At 59.3% G+C, this 14,510-nt stretch carries 13 protein-coding genes; 3 read left to right on the top strand and 10 right to left on the bottom strand.

The window, feature by feature from the left end; genetic code table 11:
- Window positions 1-25 precede the first annotated feature (25 nt).
- Both nagZ and RGV33_RS09070 read right to left on the bottom strand, forming a co-directional pair.
- On the bottom strand, window positions 26-1,036 hold the full coding sequence (gene nagZ / locus RGV33_RS09075) for a beta-N-acetylhexosaminidase (RefSeq protein WP_322143977.1): 1,011 nt from the start codon (window positions 1,034-1,036) through the stop codon (window positions 26-28).
- Between the two features lie 170 nt (window positions 1,037-1,206).
- A complete protein-coding gene (locus RGV33_RS09070) occupies window positions 1,207-1,914 on the bottom strand; it encodes a TetR/AcrR family transcriptional regulator (protein ID WP_088424507.1) in 708 nt (235 codons plus the stop codon).
- 262 nt (window positions 1,915-2,176) lie between these two features.
- On the opposite strand from RGV33_RS09070, the gene lexA reads away from it, so the two are divergent.
- Entirely contained in the window at window positions 2,177-2,785 is a 609-nt protein-coding gene (gene lexA / locus RGV33_RS09065) for a transcriptional repressor LexA (protein WP_322143976.1), read from the top strand.
- A gap of 10 nt (window positions 2,786-2,795) precedes the next feature.
- Window positions 2,796-3,269, top strand: coding sequence for an SOS-induced cell division inhibitor SulA (gene sulA, locus RGV33_RS09060; RefSeq protein WP_322143975.1), 474 nt, complete (start codon window positions 2,796-2,798; stop codon window positions 3,267-3,269).
- Between the two features lie 216 nt (window positions 3,270-3,485).
- On the opposite strand, the gene RGV33_RS09055 is transcribed toward sulA, so the two are convergent.
- From RGV33_RS09055 to RGV33_RS09025, 7 genes are all read right to left on the bottom strand, one after another.
- Complete coding sequence (locus tag RGV33_RS09055; RefSeq protein ID WP_003218969.1) at window positions 3,486-3,719, bottom strand: hypothetical protein; 234 nt, start codon at window positions 3,717-3,719, stop codon at window positions 3,486-3,488.
- A gap of 108 nt (window positions 3,720-3,827) precedes the next feature.
- Window positions 3,828-4,349 (bottom strand): DUF6586 family protein, encoded by a 522-nt coding sequence (locus tag RGV33_RS09050; RefSeq protein ID WP_088424509.1) that lies wholly within the window; start codon window positions 4,347-4,349, stop codon window positions 3,828-3,830.
- 126 nt (window positions 4,350-4,475) lie between these two features.
- Window positions 4,476-7,097: a type I DNA topoisomerase gene (gene topA, locus RGV33_RS09045; RefSeq protein ID WP_322143974.1), complete on the bottom strand. Its 2,622-nt coding sequence runs from the start codon at window positions 7,095-7,097 to the stop codon at window positions 4,476-4,478.
- 114 nt (window positions 7,098-7,211) lie between these two features.
- Window positions 7,212-7,448, bottom strand: coding sequence for a DUF1653 domain-containing protein (locus RGV33_RS09040; RefSeq protein ID WP_322143973.1), 237 nt, complete (start codon window positions 7,446-7,448; stop codon window positions 7,212-7,214).
- A gap of 97 nt (window positions 7,449-7,545) precedes the next feature.
- Complete coding sequence (gene fadA / locus RGV33_RS09035) at window positions 7,546-8,721, bottom strand: acetyl-CoA C-acyltransferase FadA (protein WP_017137418.1); 1,176 nt, start codon at window positions 8,719-8,721, stop codon at window positions 7,546-7,548.
- Between the two features lie 27 nt (window positions 8,722-8,748).
- Window positions 8,749-10,896 carry a fatty acid oxidation complex subunit alpha FadB gene (gene fadB, locus RGV33_RS09030; protein ID WP_322143972.1) on the bottom strand — a complete coding sequence of 716 codons (2,148 nt, stop codon included), beginning with the start codon at window positions 10,894-10,896 and terminating at the stop codon, window positions 8,749-8,751.
- 452 nt (window positions 10,897-11,348) lie between these two features.
- The gene (locus RGV33_RS09025; RefSeq protein WP_322143971.1) at window positions 11,349-11,786 is read right to left on the bottom strand and encodes a hypothetical protein; all 438 of its coding nucleotides are present in this window, start codon (window positions 11,784-11,786) and stop codon (window positions 11,349-11,351) included.
- Between the two features lie 105 nt (window positions 11,787-11,891).
- Between RGV33_RS09025 and RGV33_RS09020 the strand changes: the two genes are divergently transcribed.
- Window positions 11,892-12,329: a universal stress protein gene (locus RGV33_RS09020; RefSeq protein WP_322143970.1), complete on the top strand. Its 438-nt coding sequence runs from the start codon at window positions 11,892-11,894 to the stop codon at window positions 12,327-12,329.
- A 110-nt stretch (window positions 12,330-12,439) separates the two neighbouring features.
- Here RGV33_RS09020 and RGV33_RS09015 read toward each other — a convergent pair whose 3' ends face one another.
- Window positions 12,440-14,359 carry an ATP-binding cassette domain-containing protein gene (locus RGV33_RS09015; RefSeq protein WP_322143969.1) on the bottom strand — a complete coding sequence of 640 codons (1,920 nt, stop codon included), beginning with the start codon at window positions 14,357-14,359 and terminating at the stop codon, window positions 12,440-12,442.
- Window positions 14,360-14,510 lie beyond the last annotated feature (151 nt).

Below are 14,510 nucleotides of genomic sequence, written 5' to 3'. Positions count from 1 at the left end.
TGCCTGCGATGGACGCGACACGGTCTTAATCGATCAATTGAGCATCTCGCAGCGCACCCAACGCCGCCAACCAACGCGGATCCTGCTTGTACTCGGTCGAAGCCACAGCCTGCCCTCGCATCCGCGCAATACGCGCCGACGGCGTGACCTTCATGCGCTGGGCAGCACTCAATGCCAGTTCGGCAGCAGCCCGGTCATTGCACACCAAGCCCATATCGCAGCCCGCAGTCAGCGCTGCCTCGATACGGCTGGCGGCATCACCGACTACATGAGCGCCGGCCATAGACAGGTCGTCACTGAAGATCACCCCGTCAAACTGCAACTCGCCGCGCAGGATGTCCTGCAACCAGCGCCGGGAGAAACCGGCCGGTTGCGCGTCGACCTGGGGATAAATCACATGGGCCGGCATGACCGCCGCCAGTTGATTGCTCAAGCGTGCAAACGGTACCAGGTCATTGGCGCGAATCTGTTCCAGGCTGCGCTCATCCTTGGGAATGGCGACGTGGGAGTCGGCTTCGGCCCATCCGTGCCCAGGGAAGTGTTTACCTGTGGCTGCCATGCCGGCGCTGTTCATGCCGCGGATAAAAGCCCCGGCGAGCAGGGCGGCGCGCTCGGGGTTGCCTTCAAAGGCGCGAGTGCCCACGACTGCGCTGCGCTGGTAATCGAGGTCCAGTACCGGGGCGAAGCTCAGGTCCAGGCCGACCGCCAGCACTTCGGTGGCCATGACCCAGCCGCACTGCTCGGCCAGTTGCTCGGCATTCGGGTTGTCCGCCAGGGCTCGCATCGCCGGCAGGCGCACGAAACCCTGGCGCAAGCGCTGTACGCGGCCGCCTTCCTGGTCGACGGCCAGCAACAGGTCCGGACGCACAGCGCGAATCGCGGCGCTCAACTCACGCACCTGGCGCGGGTGCTCGATATTGCGCGCAAAAATGATCAGGCCGCCCACCTCGGGCTGACGCAACAGGTGACGATCTTCAGCCGTCAGCCAGGTACCGGCGACGTCCACCATCAAAGAGCCTTGCAGGGCTTGGGTCATAAAGCTTCCTTAAATAACGCACGCAGCCCGAAGCCCTCGCGAGATCGCATCGCCAGTATTGGGTCTGGAGACGGACGTTCAGCGAGAGCAACAGGGTGTGGGTAAATAGCTGAAATCGGCATGGGCGGCTAGCTTAGCGGATGCAAGCGGCCGCGCACACCCGGCATGGGTTAAACCTTGGCCGGGGCCGGTACCGACTTGCTGCGGGGGCGCAACTGGGCGGCCGCCATGCTCTGGTCGGTGACGCCGGTTTCGGCACGCATGCCGGCGGCGAGGAACGGCACCATCAAGCGCATTACCTGCTCGATGGAGGTGTTGACGCCAAAGTCAGTCTCGGCAATCGCCCGCAACGCCTTGATCCCGGACATGCTGAACGCCGCGGCACCGAGCATGAAGTGCACGCGCCAGAACAGTTCGATCGGCGGGATACGCGGCGCGGCTTCGTTGACCAGCAGCATATAGCGGCGGAACACCTTGCCGTACATGTCTTCCAGGTAGCGACGCAGGTGGCCCTGGCTCTGGCTGAACGCCAGGCCCAGCAAGCGCATGAAGATCGACAGGTCATTGCCGCTGCGAGGCTGAACCACCAAGGCTTGCTCGACGAGGATTTCCAGCAGGTCTTCCAGGCTTGGCTTGTTTTCAGGCTTGGCCTGGCGACGCTCCAGCTCACGGTCGAGGCTGATGCAAAAAGGCCCCAGGAAACGTGAGAACACCGCCTGGATCAGCGCTTTCTTGGAGCCGAAATGGTAATTCACTGCCGCCAGGTTAACCCCGGCCTTGCTGGTAATCAGCCGCAATGAAGTTTCAGCAAATCCTTTTTCCGCGAACAACTGCTCGGCAGCATCGAGAATGCGTTCAACGGTTTCCGACTGGGCCATGGCTACTCCGCCTGACAAACACTTGTTTGAAACATACGTTTCAAGCTATGTCTTGTCAAGCCTGCAGGTCCGTTTGCGGCTGGTCGGTCACCGATTTCATGGCCATTTAATCACATTCGCCAAGGTCTGTAGGTTGCGCTATCTCCAGCCTGTAGGAAGGACGACAAACGACCGTCCAGCGGAGTGACTGAAAACGGTGATTGCCAAGCGCAGTCCACTGTATATAATCCCAGTCACTGTATAAAAAGACAGAGCGATCAACATGCTAAAACTGACGCCACGCCAAGCTGAGATTCTGGCTTTTATCAAGCGCTGCCTCGATGACAACGGCTACCCGCCGACCCGGGCAGAAATTGCGCTGAAACTGGGATTCAAGTCACCCAACGCCGCCGAAGAACACCTCAAGGCCCTCGCCCGCAAAGGTGCGATCGAGATGACCCCGGGTGCTTCACGCGGCATTCGCATCCCTGGCTTCGAAGCCAAGGTCGACGAGTCGACGCTGCCGATCATCGGCCGGGTCGCAGCCGGTGCGCCGATCCTGGCGCAACAGCACGTCGAGGAGTCCTGCAACATCAACCCGACCTTCTTCCATCCCCGTGCCGACTACCTGTTGCGAGTCCACGGCATGAGCATGAAGGACGTGGGTATTTTCGACGGCGACCTGCTGGCCGTCCACACCACACGTGAAGCCCGCAATGGCCAGATCGTCGTCGCACGTATTGGCGATGAAGTGACGGTTAAACGCTTCAAGCGCGAAGGCAGCAAGGTCTGGCTCCTGGCCGAGAACCCTGAATTCGCGCCGATTGAAGTGAACCTGAAAGACCAGGACCTGGTGATTGAAGGCTTGAGCGTCGGCGTTATTCGCCGCTAACGGAGGCATCATGCAGTTCCTACAGACCCCACAACACACTCAACTGTCGCTGTTTGAGGCCTTTATGGCCCAGCCCCTTGCGCCCATCCTCAAGGAAACGGTCGAAGCGCCCTGGAGCGCCGAACCCGAGGCGTTCAGTGAGCTGTCGTTGCGCGGTGCTGCCGGGAACTGCCTGAGCCTGCTGGCGCCGATTCTTCGTGAATTGAGCGAGGAACAGGACGCCCGCTGGCTGACGCTGATCGCCCCGCCGTCCAGCCTGACCCAGGCCTGGCTGCGGGACGCCGGCCTGAACCGCGAGCGTATCCTGTTGCTGCAACCGCGCGGCGCTCAAAGCGCCCAACAGTTGACTTGTGAAGCCTTGCGCCTGGGCCGCAGCCATACGGTGGTCAGTTGGTTGAACCCGCTGACCACAGCGGCCAGGCAGCAACTGATCAGCGCCGCACGTACGGGCGATGCACAGAGCTTGAACATTCGGTTGGGATAAAACGATATGCCGCTATGATGTGCCACTGGCCAGCCCTGTGGAGGGGCTTGTGGCAGGGATTATTGTGGTGAGCGGGCTTGCCCCGCGCCGGGCTGCGAAGCGGCCCCAAAACAGGCACTGTGGAATACCTGATACATCGCGTTCATTCTATTGAGGCCCGCTTCGCAGCCCTGCGCGGGGCAAGCCCGCTCACCACAATAGGTCCACTCAACACAATCAGTGAAGAATCCGCGGGCCGTCTTCCTTCTCTGGCTCGCCTTCAGCCAGGCGCCCCGCCATCTGCACACCTACGCTCAACATGGCTTTTGCCACTTCCACGTGCTGGCCTTGCAGGAACGCTTTTGCGTCCTCGGAAAAGTCCAAAATCACCAGAGAACCCTCGTCCTCAGCCCGGCGCAGCTCGATTCGGCCGTCAGGCAGTTCAACAATTTCCAGAAAGGACGTTGGCATAAAAGTCTGTTCTCCACGAAAGGCCGGCATTATATCAGTCATCAGAGGGGCCTAGCTGAGGATCTGAACAGCTTTCTTTACGGCTTGATGAATGGCACCCAAGTTAACTCAGCACTCGTTCAAACCATCACGAAACCGAATGGCCAGCTTCTTTAGCTCTTGCCGCCAGCTTTCCAGCTCTTCCCGGCTTAACGGCTCTGGCCCTTCTTCGTCCAGGCTCACGGCCACGATCAACGGCTGGGTCACATCACCTTTGGGGGTGTGCTTCACGCGCGGAGGCTGGAACATCTCGGCGTGAGCTACCAGCAACCGTGCCAGCCAACTGTCCGGGCTTTGCGCCATCTCCACCAGCTCGGCCAATTCCGGGATAGCCATGGACTCCAGCACATCGCGATTGATGATCATCTCTGCGCGCGGCGAACCGGCCTGAGGCAGGCGATAGAACCCGGCGATCTCATGGCACAGGCCAAGCAAGGCGCCATACAGGTGGAATAGCGCGGCTTCACGCCCGGCCTGTACCAGTGCGATAGCGTTCATCTCCTTGCCTTCCTCGGCGCGGCCAAGGGCTTCCAGGGACAAACCCGCGAAGTAAATTTTCTGGTTGGTACGGGTATAGAGTTCGTTGGCCATGAAGGCAGTCTCCACAACGAATAAGGCGTGATGCTGGCTGAACAGTGTCACGGATCAACCAAGCCCACTGCAAGCGCAAAAAAAGGCCGCCTGGAAAGGCGGCCTTTGTTCATGTGGCTGATCGAATCAAGCGCCTTGGCGCTTGTCCTCGACTTTCCACTTGCCACCGTCGTAGAACGCTTTCCAGCCGGTAGGCTTGCCTTCAACTTCGGTCTGCACGTACTGCTCCTTGGTCTTGCGGCTGTAGCGGATCACGGCCGGGCGACCGTCCGGATCCTTCTTCGGCGCTTCGCAGAGGAAGTGGTACTTCGGATCGATCTCATCTTTGTGCGGCACGATCTCGATTACCAGCGGAGCACGGGTCTCGCGGTTTTTCGGGAACTGGCTGGCAGCCAGGAACAACCCCGAAGCGCCGTCACGCAGGATGTAGGTGTCGTTTACCTTCTCGCACTTGAGTTCAGGCATCTTCACCGGGTCCATCTTCGGCGGTGCCGCGTCACCGCTTTTCAGCAGTTTGCGGGTGTTCTTGCAGGTCGGGTTGGTGCAGCCGAAGAACTTGCCGAAACGGCCGGTCTTGAGCTGCATCTCGCTGCCACACTTATCGCATTCCAGGCTCGGGCCTTCGTAGCCCTTGATGCGATAAGTGCCTTCTTCGATCTCGTAGCCGTTGCAATCCGGGTTGTTACCGCAGATGTGCAGCTTGTGCTTCTCGTCCAGCAGGTAGGCGTCCATCGCTGTGCTGCAGATCGGGCAACGGTGCTTGCCACGCAGTACCAGCGACTCGGATTCACCCTCGTCATCGGCAGCGATTTCATCGCCCGGCACCAGGTTGACGGTGGCCTTGCAACGCTCCTTCGGCGGCAGGCTGTAACCCGAGCAACCGAGGAACACGCCGGTGGATGCGGTACGAATCTGCATCGGGCGGCCGCAGGTGAGGCACGGAATGTCGGTCATCACCGGCTGGTTGGCACGCATGCCGTTCTCGGCGCTTTCAGCTACTTCGAGTTTCTTCTTGAAGTCGCCGTAGAACTCATCGAGTACATTTTTCCAGTCGCGTTCGCCCTGGGCCACGTCATCGAGGTTCTCTTCCATGCCGGCGGTGAAGCCGTAGTCCATCAGGTTGGAGAAGCTCTCGGACAGGCGCTCGGTGACGATGTCGCCCATCTTTTCCGAGTAGAAACGGCGGTTGTGCAGCGCCACGTAGCCGCGGTCCTGGATGGTGGAGATGATCGCCGCGTAGGTCGAAGGACGACCGATACCGCGTTTTTCCATCTCTTTTACCAGGCTGGCTTCCGAATAACGCGCCGGCGGCTTGGTGAAGTGCTGGGACGGGTCGAGCTTGATCAGCTTCAACACATCGCCCTGGGCCATGTCCGGCAGCACGTCATCGTCGCCCGGTTTGGCGATTTGCGGCATCACACGGGTGTAACCGTCGAACTTGAGGATACGGCCCTTGGCGCGCAGCTCGAAGTCACCAGCACCCACGCTGACGGTAGTAGACAAGTATTGCGCCGGCAGCATCTGGCACGCCAGGAACTGGCGCCAGATCAGCTCGTAGAGGCGTTCAGCGTCGCGCTCCATGCCACTGAGCTTGCTTGGCTCGGTGTTGGCGTCGGAGGGACGAATCGCTTCGTGAGCCTCTTGTGCGCCTTCCTTGCTGCTATAGACGTTCGGCTTCTCCGGCAGGTACTTCTTGCCGAACTCGCTTTCAATATACGTGCGCGCCATCGCCACCGCGTCTTGCGACAGGTTGGTGGAGTCGGTACGCATATACGTGATGTAGCCCGCTTCGTACAAGCGCTGGGCCATCATCATGGTCTTCTTCACCCCAAAGCCCAGGCGGTTACTCGCGGCCTGTTGCAGGGTGGAGGTGATGAACGGCGCCGACGGCTTGCTGCTGGTGGGTTTGTCTTCACGCTTGACGATGCTGTAGCTGGAAGACTTGAGCTTCTCCAGCGCGGCCATGGCCTGGGCTTCGTTGAGCGGCTTGAAAGCCTCGCCTTTCTCGCGGGCCACTTCAAAGCGCACGTTGTTGCCTTTGGCAGTGCCCAGGTCAGCGTGAACTTCCCAGTATTCTTCGGGGTTGAACGCACGAATCTCGCGCTCACGCTCCACCACCAGCTTTACCGCAACCGATTGCACACGGCCGGCCGACAGGCCACGGGCGATTTTCGCCCAGAGCAGCGGCGAAACCATGTAACCCACGACGCGGTCGAGGAAGCGACGGGCCTGCTGGGCATTGACGCGGTCAATGTCCAGTTCGCCCGGCTTGGAGAAGGCTTCCTGGATCGCCTTCTTGGTAATTTCGTTGAACACCACCCGCTTGTAGCGGCTGTCGTCACCACCGATGGCTTCCCGCAGGTGCCAGGCAATAGCCTCCCCTTCGCGGTCCAAGTCGGTTGCGAGATAGATGGTGTCAGCATCTTTGGCGAGCCGGCGCAGCTCTTCGATGACCTTTTCCTTGCCCGGGAGGATCTCGTACTTGGCTTTCCAGCCATGATCGGGATCGACACCCATGCGCGAGACCAGCTGCTTGCGCGCTTTCTCTTTAGGCGTGAGCACCGGACCTTCGCCCGCAGCCGCCTTGCCGCGCTTGGCGGCTGGCTCCTTGCTGGCGCTAGCCGAACCGCTGGTGGGCAGGTCTCGGATATGGCCGATACTCGACTTCACCACGTACTCGTTACCCAAGTACTTGTTGATGGTCTTGGCCTTAGCCGGGGATTCCACAATGACCAGCGATTTGCCCATGGATCGGAAAATTCCTGAATTCGAGAAGTGAAAGGCGGTTGGCGCCTGACGCGGCAACGCTATATATAGTGGCAACAAGGTGAGGTCAAGCGCAGCATTCTGCGCGGCCTGCCTTTATTGCGCGGAAAAAAGGCTGGGTTCGACCTCGATCAAAGCAAAGCGCGGGACCTGTTCGCCGTCAACTTCGACGGTCTGCAGGAACATGCTCAAGGGACGCACCCAAAAGCCGTAATCGCCATACAGTGCTTGGTAAAACACCACTTCCTCTTCGGTCTCGGAATGCCGCGCCACATTAAAAACACGGTACTTGGGACCTTTATAATGCTGGTAGAGCCCTGGTTCGACTTTCATGCTCTGGCCCTCTTACAAAATTTGTTAAAAAAAAATATAAAAAATTCCAAAAAACAAAAACCGGGGCACTGGGCCCCGGCTTCCGTCAGCGAAACGTTTAGATACGTTCGAAGACGGTGGAGATGCCTTGGCCGAGACCAATGCACATGGTTGCAACCCCAAGGTTGCCGCCATTTTGCTTCATCACGTTAAGCAACGTGCCGGAGATACGTGCACCGGAGCACCCGAACGGGTGACCCAAGGCAATCGCGCCGCCGTGCAGGTTAACCTTCTCGTTCATCTTGTCGAGTACTTTCAAATCTTTCAGCACTGGCAGGGCCTGTGCGGCGAAAGCTTCGTTGAGCTCGAAGAAGTCGATGTCGGAGATGGTCAGGCCTGCGCGCTTCAATGCTTTTTGTGTGGCCGGTACTGGACCATAGCCCATGATTGCCGGGTCCACACCTGCAACTGCCATCGAACGGATCACGGCCATCGGCTGGATACCCAGGTCCTGGGCACGCTGGGCCGACATCACGATCATGCACGAGGCACCGTCAGTGATTTGCGACGAAGTACCGGCTGTCACGGTGCCGCCCTTTGGATTGAAGGCAGGTTTCAAGGCCGCCAGGCTTTCCAGGGTGGTGTCCGGACGAATGGTCTCGTCGTAGTCGAACAGTTTCAGGAAACCGTTCTCGTCGTAGCCGTTCATCGGGATGATTTCATCCTTGAACTTGCCTTCCACAGTCGCCTTGTGGGCGAGCTGGTGGGAACGCACGCCGAATGCATCCTGGGCTTCGCGGGTAATGCCGTGCATTTTGCCGAGCATTTCTGCGGTAAGGCCCATCATGCCCGAGGCTTTCGCCGCGTACAGGGACATGTGCGGGTTCGGATCGACACCGTGCATCATGCTGACGTGGCCCATGTGCTCCACGCCGCCGACCACGAACACATCACCGTTACCGGTCATGATCGCTTGCGCAGCAGTGTGCAGCGCGCTCATGGACGAGCCACACAGGCGGCTGACGGTCTGGCCGGCAGCGGTGTGCGGGATCTGCGTCATCAAGGAAGCCATGCGGGCGATGTTCCAGCCCTGCTCCAGGGTCTGGTTGACGCAGCCCCAGATCACGTCTTCGACTTCGTTAGGGTCGACCTTGACGTTGCGTTCCAGCAATTTGCTGATCAGGTGCGCCGACATGTCTTCGGCACGGGTGTTGCGGTGCATGCCGCCCTTGGAGCGGCCCATCGGAGTACGACCGAAGTCGACAATCACGACGTCTCTTGGATTCAAGCTCATAAATATTCTCGCTCTAGTCGTGGGCGCTTAACCGAAGAAGCTCTGGCCGTTCTTGGCCATCTCGCGCAGCTTCGCGGTCGGGTGGTACAGCGGGCCCAAATCAGCGTATTGATCAGCCAGGGCAACGAACTCGGCCACACCGATGGAATCGATGTAACGCAGCGCACCACCACGGAATGGAGGGAAACCAATGCCGTAGACCAGGCCCATGTCGGCCTCGGCTGCGGTTTCAACGATGCCGTCTTCCAGGCAACGCACGGTTTCCAGGCACAGGGCGATCATCATCCAGTTGACGATGTCCTCGTCGGACACTTCACGCTGCTCGTAGATGACCGGCGCGAGTACTTCGTGAACCGATGGGTCGGCCACTTTCTTCTGCTTGCCCTTCTTGTCGGTCTCGTAGGCGTAGAAACCCTTGCCATTCTTCTGGCCCAGGCGCTTGGCTTCGTAGAGCGCGTCGATCGCCGAGCGGCGGTCGTCTTTCATGCGGTCCGGGAAGCCTTCAGCCATTACGTCGCGACCGTGGTGGCCGGTGTCGATGCCAACCACGTCCATCAGGTACGCCGGGCCCATTGGCCAGCCGAATTTTTCCATGACCTTGTCGATACGCACGAAGTCCACACCGGCGCTGACCAGCTTGGCGAAACCGCCGAAGTACGGGAACAGCACGCGGTTGACCAAAAAGCCCGGGCAGTCGTTGACCACGATCGGGTTCTTGCCCATTTTCTTGGCGTAGGCAACGGTGGTGGCAACCGCCAGCTCGCTGGACTTCTCGCCACGAATCACTTCCACCAGCGGCATCATGTGCACCGGGTTGAAGAAGTGCATGCCGACGAAGTTTTCCGGGCGCTTGAGGGCCTTGGCCAGCAAGGTGATGGAAATGGTCGAGGTGTTGGACGCCAGGATAGTGTCTTCTTTAACCTGGGCTTCAACTTCAGCCAGTACCGCCTGCTTGACCTTCGGGTTCTCGACAACCGCTTCGACCACCAGGTCGACGTGGCCGAAATCACCGTAGGACAGCGTAGGACGAATGCCGTTAAGCACTTCAGCCATTTTCGCAGCCGTCATGCGGCCTTTATCAACGCGGCCCACCAGCAGTTTCGCGGCTTCCGCCAGCCCCTGCTCGATACCGTGCTCGTTGATGTCTTTCATCAGGATCGGCGTGCCTTTGGACGCCGACTGATAGGCAATACCGCCGCCCATGATACCGGCGCCGAGCACGGCAGCCTGCTTCACGTCGCGGGCGATTTCGTCGTAGGCCTTGGCCTTTTTCTTCAGTTCCTGATCGTTCAGGAACAGACCGATCAAGCTCTGCGCGGCAGAGGTCTTGGCCAGTTTGACGAAACCGGTGGCTTCGATTTCCAGGGCTTTGTCGCGACCGAAGTTCGCGGCCTTCTGGATGGTCTTGATCGCTTCAACCGGCGCCGGGTAGTTCGGGCCGGCCTGGCCTGCCACGAAACCTTTGGCGGTTTCGAACGACATCATCTGTTCGATGGCGTTGAGCTTGAGTTTTTCGAGCTTTGGCTGACGCTTGGCCTTGTAGTCAAATTCGCCGCTGATGGCGCCTTTGATCAGGTTCAGTGCGGCTTCTGCCAGCTTGTCGGGAGCCACAACGGCATCCACGGCGCCGACTTTCAGCGCATCTTCAGCACGGTTTTCCTTGCCGGCGGCAATCCACTCGATGGCGTTGTCGGCACCGATGATGCGCGGCAGGCGCACGGTACCGCCGAAGCCTGGGTAGATGCCCAGCTTGACTTCAGGCAGGCCGATTTTCGCGGTGGCAGACATCACGCGGAAGTCGGCGGCCAGGCACATTTCCAGACCGCCACCCAGGGCGATGCCATTGATCGCGGCAACGGTCGGCACGTTGAGGTCTTCGAAATCGCTGAAAATCTTGTTGGCTTCGAGGTTGCCAGCCACAAGCTCGGCATCGGGCAGCTTGAAGTTGTCGACGAATTCGGTGATGTCAGCGCCGACGATGAATACGTCCTTGCCGCTGGAGACGATCACGCCCTTGACCGATGCATCTGCTTTGATGGTGTCTACAGCCTGACGCAATTCATTCAGGGTTAGACGGTTGAACTTGTTGACGGACTCACCCTTGAGGTCGAATTTCAATTCGACGATGCCACTTTCAAGAGCCTTAACCGTGATGGCTTTACCTTCGTAAATCATCAACTGATCTCCACGATATGGAAGCTGAACAGTACACGTCGGACGCAGGATTCAGCGTAGACACTGACGTTACCGTCGATGCTAACGCCAATTTGCCAGGCACACCCGCCAACGCGATAGTCGGGATTCTGTACGAACGGTCTGAAAGACAAACGCTCAATTCATACGCCCGTTTGATTTGGGTACGTCACCTTCAGCCAAATCCGCCGAATTGTCAATCGCCCGAAAGGGCAGTAAAAACGCGACTTTTCAGTCATTTCAGAAACCCGGGCAGCCGGCATCGCCCCGCCAATGTTTAATCATTCACGAAATCAATAATGGGAAATTTGATTTAGAGGGCTGTACAGAACTGAATATGCGGCTAGGCTAGCGGCACGTTAAACGAATTACCGGCCTGCCTGGCCAACTCCAGCCCGATGATGCTTTCGGGCTTTTTAATGCCCGCAGAAATCTCAGGCGAGTGCCTTGAGCACCGCGTCAATGTCCTGCAACACGCTCAACTCGCCCTTCTCGCCCCAGTACAGGGTGATCATTTGCTTGTCGGCTTCGACTTTGTAGACATTGGCCGGCAGCTTCGCAAAATGCGGCAACAACTTTTCGTCGACACACGTTTCCTGCCATTGATTGACCCACACACCCGGCTCCAACTGCCAATAACTCCAGGTGACCAACTTGGTGCCGCGCCGTGGCCGGTGATATTGCGCACACGGGCTCGGCGGCTCGTGCTTGAGCCAGTGCGGCCAGTCCTGGGGCGTCAGCTGCATAGCCAAACCGATGCGTCGCGCCTCCATGCGCAGGGCCATGCGCCCGCTCGAATGGCGCGAAGGACGCAACCACGCCAGGGGGCTTAAAACCAGCGCAAGGATTGACACTACTATCCAGACCGTCATATGTGTACTCCCGAATTTCTTGATGAGCGGATTTGACCTGACGCAACCCCATCCGCTTGAAACCAGCCATACTGAACTTATCGCTGTCCCTTGGAGGAACCCCTCATGCCCTACGAACATATTCTGGTCGCCGTGGACCTGACCGAAGAATGCGACCCCGTGATCAAGCGGGCCGTGGGCCTTGCTGGCGACTCGGTGAAACTGTCCCTGGTGCATATCGTCGAACCGATGGCCATGGCCTTTGGTGGCGACGTGCCGATGGACCTTTCGCAGCTGCAACAGCAGCAGTTCGACCAGGCCAAGGAACGCCTGGAGCGGCTGATCAACAAATACCCGGCCCTGAAAAAAGACCAGAGCCACCTGACCTACGGCCAGCCGCGCCAGGAAATCCACCACCTGGCCAAAGAGCAAGGTTGCGACCTGATCGTGGTCGGCAGCCATGGCCGCCACGGCCTGGCGTTGTTGCTGGGCTCCACCGCCAACGACGTGCTGCACGGCGCACCGTGCGATGTGCTGGCAGTAAAACTGGTAAAGGGCTCGTAAGACCAACGGCGATTTAATGTGGGAGCAGCTCCCACATTTGAACTGTATTTCATATAAAAAAACCGGTGCTCATATAAATGAGCACCGGTTTTTTATTGCACTTGAATCACTCAGGCATCCAGCTCGGCCCAGCGTTCAACCAGCACTTCCAGCTCGTTGTTCAACTGCTCAAGCGATGCAATCACCTTGGCGGTTTCTGCAGCAGGACGCACATAGAAACCCGCGTCAGCCATTTCCGCTTCAACCGCGGCAATCTGCTGTTCCTTGGCGTCGATATCGCCCGGCAGTGCTTCCAGCTCGCGCTGCAGTTTGTAGCTGAGCTTTTTCTTCGCGGCCGGCGCTTCTTGTGCAGGCGCTGGAGCCTCAGCCACCGGCGCAACCACGGCCGAAGTCAGGTCGGCCTTGCCGGACTTGCTCTCGGTCACGCCCAGCAGGCGCGGCGAGCCGCCCTGACGCAGCCAGTCCTGATAACCACCGACGTATTCACGTACCAGGCCTTCGCCCTCAAACACCAGGGTGCTGGTAACCACGTTGTCGAGGAATGCCCGGTCGTGGCTGACCATCAGTACGGTGCCGTTGAAGGTCAGCAAGACCTCTTCCAGCAGTTCCAGCGTTTCCACGTCCAGGTCGTTGGTCGGTTCATCGAGCACCAGCAGGTTGGCCGGCTTGCTGAACAGCTTGGCCAGCAGCAGGCGCGCACGCTCACCACCGGACAAGGCCTTGACCGGCGTACGCGCACGCTGCGGGCTGAACAGGAAGTCGCCCAGGTAGCTCAACACGTGGCGGCTCTGGCCGTCGATGTCGATAAAGTCGCGCCCTTCGGCGACGTTGTCGATCACGGTTTTTTCCAGGTCCAACTGGTGGCGCAACTGGTCGAAGTAGGCCACGTCGATGCGTGTGCCCTCTTCCACTGTGCCGCTGGTGGGTTTCAGGCCGTTGAGCATCAGCTTGAGCAAGGTGGTCTTGCCGGTACCGTTGGCGCCAAGCAGGCCGATACGGTCGCCGCGCTGCAGGACCATCGAGAAGTCCTTGATCAGGAACGGGCCGTCCGGGTGATGGAAGCTCACGTTTTCCAGGACCATCACTTGCTTGCCCGACTTGTCGGCAGTATCCAGCTGAATGTTGGCCTTGCCGGTGCGCTCACGACGCTCGCTGCGCTCGTTGCGCAGGGCCTTGAGGGCGCGTACGCGACCTTCGTTACGGGTACGACGTGCCTTGATGCCCTGGCGGATCCAGACTTCTTCCTGGGCCAGCTTCTTGTCAAACAATGCGTTGGCGGTGTCTTCGGCAGCCAGGCTGGCTTCCTTGTGCACCAGGAAGCTGGCGTAGTCGCCGTTCCAGTCGATCAGGCCGCCGCGATCCAGTTCGAGGATTCGCGTGGCAAGGTTTTGCAGGAAGGAACGGTCGTGCGTGATGAACAGCACGGCGCCCTGGAAATCCTTGAGGGCTTCTTCAAGCCAGGCAATTGCGCCGATGTCCAGGTGGTTGGTCGGCTCATCGAGCAGCAGCAGGTCGGGTTCGGAAACCAGGGCCTGGGCCAGCAGGACGCGGCGACGCCAGCCGCCGGACAATTCGGCGAGGGTCTTGTCGGCCGGCAACTGCAGGCGGCTCAGGGTGCTGTCGACCAATTGCTGCAGGCGCCAGCCGTCACGGGCTTCGAGGTCCTGCTGGACGTGCATCAGCTTGTTCAGGTCTTCTTCGGTGACGCAGTTCTGCGCCAGGTGATGGTATTGGGCAAGCAATGCGCCCACACCATCCAGGCCTTCGGCAACCACGTCGAACACTGTCCGTCCGTCGGCCACCGGCAATTCCTGCGGCAATTCGCCGATCTTGAGGCCTGGGGCGCGCCATACAGAGCCTTCGTCAGGCTTCTGATCGCCCTTTACCAGCTTCATCATGCTGGACTTGCCGGTGCCGTTGCGGCCGATGATGCACACCCGCTCACCACGGGCGATCTGCCAGGACACCTTGTCCAACAACGGCATAGCGCCGAAAGCAAGGGACACATCGCTTAATTTGAGCAGGGTCATACGCTTCTCCAAAAACTGGGCGCGCATTCTACCTGACTTAGGGCTCGAGGCGGCCGGCATTTTCGCCGCTGACACGTTCTGTTGGACATTTGAGATGAACTTGAACGAAGCGACCGGCAAAGCTTTCACCGATTGCGGGCAAAAGGCTAAG

Source organism: Pseudomonas sp. Bout1 (assembly GCF_034314165.1).
Taxonomy (GTDB): domain Bacteria; phylum Pseudomonadota; class Gammaproteobacteria; order Pseudomonadales; family Pseudomonadaceae; genus Aquipseudomonas.
The sequence above is the reverse complement of the archived record's forward strand: the minus strand, read 5'-3'. Positions and strand labels throughout refer to the sequence as shown.

Coding starts and splice junctions, on each gene's coding strand:
- nagZ (WP_322143977.1), bottom strand. CDS start 1,036: ATGACCCAAGCCCTGCAAGGCTCTTTGATGGTGGACGTCGCCGGTACC.
- RGV33_RS09070 (WP_088424507.1), bottom strand. CDS start 1,914: ATGGCCCAGTCGGAAACCGTTGAACGCATTCTCGATGCTGCCGAGCAG.
- lexA (WP_322143976.1), top strand. CDS start 2,177: ATGCTAAAACTGACGCCACGCCAAGCTGAGATTCTGGCTTTTATCAAG.
- sulA (WP_322143975.1), top strand. CDS start 2,796: ATGCAGTTCCTACAGACCCCACAACACACTCAACTGTCGCTGTTTGAG.
- RGV33_RS09055 (WP_003218969.1), bottom strand. CDS start 3,719: ATGCCAACGTCCTTTCTGGAAATTGTTGAACTGCCTGACGGCCGAATC.
- RGV33_RS09050 (WP_088424509.1), bottom strand. CDS start 4,349: ATGGCCAACGAACTCTATACCCGTACCAACCAGAAAATTTACTTCGCG.
- topA (WP_322143974.1), bottom strand. CDS start 7,097: ATGGGCAAATCGCTGGTCATTGTGGAATCCCCGGCTAAGGCCAAGACC.
- RGV33_RS09040 (WP_322143973.1), bottom strand. CDS start 7,448: ATGAAAGTCGAACCAGGGCTCTACCAGCATTATAAAGGTCCCAAGTAC.
- fadA (WP_017137418.1), bottom strand. CDS start 8,721: ATGAGCTTGAATCCAAGAGACGTCGTGATTGTCGACTTCGGTCGTACT.
- fadB (WP_322143972.1), bottom strand. CDS start 10,896: ATGATTTACGAAGGTAAAGCCATCACGGTTAAGGCTCTTGAAAGTGGC.
- RGV33_RS09025 (WP_322143971.1), bottom strand. CDS start 11,786: ATGACGGTCTGGATAGTAGTGTCAATCCTTGCGCTGGTTTTAAGCCCC.
- RGV33_RS09020 (WP_322143970.1), top strand. CDS start 11,892: ATGCCCTACGAACATATTCTGGTCGCCGTGGACCTGACCGAAGAATGC.
- RGV33_RS09015 (WP_322143969.1), bottom strand. CDS start 14,359: ATGACCCTGCTCAAATTAAGCGATGTGTCCCTTGCTTTCGGCGCTATG.